Annotated in this window: 3 protein-coding genes and 1 pseudogene; all 4 read right to left on the bottom strand. The window is 65.0% G+C overall.

Annotation, left to right across the window (positions count from 1 at the left end; translation table 11 throughout):
• A pseudogene (locus OOT08_RS07420) lies at window positions 1-460 on the bottom strand (ABC transporter permease); the annotation flags it as partial.
• A 31-nt stretch (window positions 461-491) separates the two neighbouring features.
• On the bottom strand, window positions 492-2,300 hold the full coding sequence (locus tag OOT08_RS07415; RefSeq protein WP_325091959.1) for a peptide ABC transporter substrate-binding protein: 1,809 nt from the start codon (window positions 2,298-2,300) through the stop codon (window positions 492-494).
• 161 nt (window positions 2,301-2,461) lie between these two features.
• Window positions 2,462-3,949, bottom strand: a complete 1,488-nt coding sequence (locus tag OOT08_RS07410; protein WP_325091958.1) for a M81 family metallopeptidase — start codon at window positions 3,947-3,949, stop codon at window positions 2,462-2,464.
• A gap of 70 nt (window positions 3,950-4,019) precedes the next feature.
• Window positions 4,020-4,318: ROK family protein (locus OOT08_RS07405; RefSeq protein WP_325091957.1), on the bottom strand; the 299-nt coding region annotated here is incomplete at its 5' end.

Here is a 4,318-nt window from a genome sequence, read left to right as displayed (position 1 = left end):
AGTTCAGCGTGGTGAGCGCCGTGTCGAGGCCTTTCCCGCGGCGCACCGCCTGGACGATGCCCATCGGGATCGCGACGATCAGCGCCACCACCATGGAGATCAGGGCGAGGATGAGGGTCTTCGGCAGCCGCTGCGCGATCACATCAGCGACGGGACGGTTGAGCTTGAAGGAATCCCCGAGGTCTCCCTGCAGGAGTTGCGTGAGGAAGGTGAGGTATTGCCGCCAGACCGGCTGGTCGAAACCGTGCTCCCGATTGAAAGCGTCGATCTGCTCCTGGCTGGCGGTCATGCCCAGGATGCCCTGGGCCGGGCCGTTCGGGAGCGCCAGATGCAGCAGCGCGAAGACGATGAGCGTCACAATGAGGACGACCACGAGGCCCTGGCCGATCCGGCGGGCGAGATACCAGCCGAATCTGGTGTTTTTGGGGCGAGCCGCGGTGGCGCTTCGCGCTGCGTGCATCAGGCGTGTTCTCCGGTTTCTGTACTGAAGGTTACTTGGTCCAGGACCAGCGCTGCGGCAGGAAGGAAGCGCCCGGGTCCTGGGTGCCCACGTCGAGGCCGTCACGGATGACCGAGACCTGGTAAACCGGGTTGGGCATCCACATCACGGGCAGGTCCTTGGCGAGGAACTCGGAGTACTGCTTGGCAATCGACGGGTCGGTCGAGGCGGTCATCGCGGTGATGAGCTTCTCGGCCTCGGGGTTGTCGTACTGCCCGGCGTTCCACTTCGTGTCCTTGGCGAAGACCCGCTCGCCGGTCGGGTAGGCGGAGAAGTACCAGCTGCCGGCGGTGCCGAAGAACGCCAGTTCCCAGGTGCACTCGCCCTCTCCGGTCTTGCAGCTCTGCGCCTCGGTGAGGACGGAGTCGAGCGGCTTGGCATCGATCGTCATCTTCACGCCGATCTTGCCGAGCGAGGACTGGATCTCCGACATCATGTTGTCGGTTTCCTGCGAACCGTTCTGCGTGGAGACGACGATCTCCATCTTCTTGCCGGCGTCGATACCCTCGCCACACTGGGTCGCACCGGTGCCCGCGTCGCTGCACTCGAGCGTGCCGTCGCTGCCGGCCGTCCAGCCGTGGTCAGCGAACAGCTTCGCAGCTGCGTCGAGGTCGAAGGGGTACGGGTTGTTCTTCTGCGTGTCGGACAGGTAGTCCGTGTCACTGGCCTGCGGCACGGGGCCGTAGTCGGGCTTCGCGGCGCCGTGCCAGACCACCTCGGAGATGGTCTCCTGGTCGACCGCGTGCTGCAGTGCCTGACGGATATAGAGCTGGTCGTAGACCGGACCCATCTCTGGGTTGGCGAAGTTGTAGGGCATGTACGTGATCGACCAGCCCTCCCAGGGCTCGACCGAGTAGCCGTTGTCCGTGAACTGCTTCTCGTTCGTCAGCTGGGCGCTGGTGATGTAGCCGTAGTCGATCTCGCCAGAACGCACCACGTTCATCTCGGCGTCGGCCGAGGTGAAAGGCTGGAAGACGACGTTGGGGATCGAGGGCTTGTCCGGTCCGGTGTACTTCGTGTTCTCGGTGAGTTCCACAACGCCGGAGTCAGACCAGCTCTTGACCTCGTAGGGGCCGCTGACGGTCTTCCAGAGCTCGTTGGTGGCGTAGGTCTTCATGTCCTTCGCCTCGGAGAACAGGTAATCAAGCACCTCGGCTGCGGTGCCGGCCTCCTTGTCGAAGTCGCCGACTTCGCCGTCGGCGCTGGTCTTGTTCCAAACATGGCTCGGCATGGGGTAGACGAGCGAGAGCTGGTTGGCCAGCAGGAACTCCTCGTTGTACACCTTGTCGAACGTGATTGAGAAGTTCTTGTCGTCGATGATTTCGAACGACGTGATGTTGTCGGGGATCATTCCGGCGGAGTAGCCGCCAGTCTTCTCGCCGTTGAACTTCACGAGGTTGACCCAGAACTCCACGTCACGGCTGGTGACGGGCTTGCCGTCGGACCAGTCGAGGTCGCGGAGTTTCACGGTGACGGTGAGGTGGTCATCGGAGAACTCGTAGCTCTCCGCGGCCGAGGCCTTCTCGTCCCAGCCCATGGTGCCGTTGGCGCCGTTGTACTCGAACAGGCGCGGCCACAGGGTGGCCTTGATCGCGCTGTTGTGTGTGGCCATCGTGTCCGGGCTGGCAATGGGCAGGATCCAGTTGGGACCGGTTCCGACGGGCAGTGCGTAACTGACCGTGTCCTTCTCTCCGCCGGACTGGGCCGAGTCTGTGCCGGCGGAGCAGCCGGTGACCAGCAGAGCAGCCGTGGCGAGCAGTGCGAGCGGAGTGGCCGCTCGGCGCAGTGCGTGCGTACGCATCAAACCTCCTTGTTTGGGACGACGGGTGAGCAGATCTGCTGACTCCCGAGGTACTTACATTATCTATCGAACAAAGTATTGCGAGATAACAAGTAATATCTCATTCTAATAACAGAACAGCCCCCGGGAGTGACCCGGGGGCTGTTCTGTGCGCGGCGGCCCTAGCGGATGATCTCCGCGCGCAGGTCGGGGTCGGTTGCGAAATCGTCAAACGGGAACATTGGGCGCTGAATGCGGTGGTGGCCAAGTCGTTCCAGGTCCTGATCCACTCCGCCCGGGGTGAGTGCGAGCGTCCAGCCCTCCGCGATGTCGTAGAGGGTGGGCTCCAGGTAGCCGATCTTGGTGACGATGAGCTGTGCCTGGTGTGGGTCGAGGCCGATCTGTGCATAGTCCGAAGTCGCGTGGTACGCCTTCCGGAACTCGGTCACGATTGCGCGGATACCGCCGACCCGGATCACGGCGATGCCGCCCCCGTCGGGGTCGCCCTCGGTGAGCGACTCCAGGGTGCCGACGATGCGCACGGGCCCCGCTGGGCCTGAGTCCACCCCGGCTCCGGCGGTGATATCGACCGGGTCCCCCGCGTTGAGGGTGCGCAGCTCGGCCAGGGCGGCGGCGTCAAAGATGCTCCCGACGTAGGTGAGCGGGGCGTCCTCGGCGGTCAGCTCCGGCATGTCGAGCAGTCGGGCGAGGGTCCAGGTGACGTCCCCGGTGCCGCCGGCGCCGGGATTGTCACCCGAATCGCTGATCAGGTACGGGGTCTTCGTGGCGGCAAGCCCGGCCGCGACGCCCTCGTCGAGGGTGCCGGGCGGGCCGACGAATTCGAAGTCGTCACGGGCGTCCCAGAAGGCGCGGCCGAGCTCTTCGGCGGCCGCGGCGGTCTGGGCCTCGTCGGTGCCGGAGACCACGACGGTGCCGTGGCAGCGGGGTTCGTCTGCCCAGGCGTAGCCGATCCAGATCGCGGCGTCGATCACCCCGGGGCGAGTCTCAATCTCGTCGATGCGACGGTAGAGGCTCTTGGCTGGCTCAACGCGGGTGCTGGTCTTTTCGCCGGGGAGCAGGATCGGCACGCGCACCCAGGCCGTGTGCAGGGCGGGGTTTCGCGCTTCGAGCGCGTTGACGAGGTTGGTCAGCGCGCGGTCGCGCGTCTCCCAGGTGTCCTCGTGTGGCGCGAGGCGGTAGCAAGTGATGAGGTTGACGTTCTCGATGAGGTCCCGCGAAACGTTGCCGTGCAGGTCCATCGAGGCTGACACCAGAGTGTCCTGGCCGATGACCTCGCGGACCGCGCGGATTAGGTCGCCCTCGGCGTCGTCCAGGCCGTCAACGCTCATGGCGCCGTGAATGTCAAAGAACAGCCCGTCGAGCGGGCCGGTGGCTACGGCCTCGGTGAGGCCGGCCAGGATGGCGGCCTTGTGGCCCTCGTATACCTCGCGCAGGACCGCGCCGCCGGGAATGGAGCGGGCGTAGTGCACGGGAATCCACTCGGCGGCGGTGCCGAGCGTCCCCTCGCGGATGGCGTCGTAGCGGTTCAGGAGTTCGGCGCCGGTGGCCACGGCAAAGTCCCGTTCTCCCGCTCGATGCGGGGAAAAGGTGCTGGACTCGATGGCCATGCCGGCGATGGCAATGCGGGGGAGTTTGGCTGAGGTGTTCACGACGCCAGCCTAGGCAGTTCGCAGGAGAACCGCCACGCTTCTGTCGAAAATTGTGAAAAGTGATTCGTGTTTAGGAAGAATGCGGGGATTCGCGCAGTTCTGCATCGATCCGCGCTGGCTCAAGGAGGTCTTGGAGGAGAGCCCAGCCGACTCCCGTCGCTCCGGCAAGCGGCCCGGCCTGGCTCACGCTGATGTCGAGTAGGTCGGTAGACATGGGTAAGCACAGTGTGTAGATCGATTGGCGCACCCCCGCGACGAAGGAGTCCGCCGTGGAGAGGAGCCCGCCTAAGGCGAGGACCTGAGGGTTCGAGAAGTTGACGATGGTGGCGAGTACCTCGCCGGTACGGCGGCCGGCCTCGCGCAATACGC

Source organism: Leucobacter sp. M11, from assembly GCF_035726885.1.
In the GTDB taxonomy this organism is placed as follows: Bacteria; Actinomycetota; Actinomycetes; order Actinomycetales; family Microbacteriaceae; genus JAPFRB01.
The sequence above is the reverse complement of the archived record's forward strand: the minus strand, read 5'-3'. Positions and strand labels throughout refer to the sequence as shown.

What these genes read in the sequence shown, in the direction of transcription:
- OOT08_RS07415 (WP_325091959.1), bottom strand. Translation starts at nt 2,300, where the DNA reads ATGCGTACGCACGCACTGCGCCGAGCGGCCACTCCGCTCGCACTGCTC.